The organism is Citrobacter sp. Cpo045, from assembly GCF_030332875.1.
Lineage (GTDB): Bacteria > Pseudomonadota > Gammaproteobacteria > Enterobacterales > Enterobacteriaceae > Citrobacter > Citrobacter portucalensis.
The window spans coordinates 1-304 of the sequence record NZ_JAOWGZ010000015.1; the positions used below are offsets into that span (position 1 = coordinate 1).

A 304-nucleotide genomic window follows, 5' to 3' on the forward strand; every position below is an offset into this window, starting at 1 on the left:
ATAGCTCAGTTGGTAGAGCACGACCTTGCCAAGGTCGGGGTCGCGAGTTCGAGTCTCGTTTCCCGCTCCAAAATTTGAAAATGCTTGTAAAGCACAGACCACCAATCGCAGGATTTCGAATTGCGACAAGGCGGCAACTGAATGAGTCCTTAGGAGCTTACTAAAGTAAGTGACTCAGGCGAATGAAGGCAGCCAACGCAGTAGCGGTTCGAAAGACGAAGATTATGCGGGAATAGCTCAGTTGGTAGAGCACGACCTTGCCAAGGTCGGGGTCGCGAGTTCGAGTCTCGTTTCCCGCTCCAAA

The 304-nt window shown here is 51.6% G+C and carries 1 tRNA gene; it reads left to right on the plus strand.

From position 1 onward, the window contains the following. Nucleotides 1-226 precede the first annotated feature (226 nt). A tRNA-Gly gene (locus tag OGY13_RS00090) sits at nt 227-302 on the plus strand. Nucleotides 303-304 lie beyond the last annotated feature (2 nt).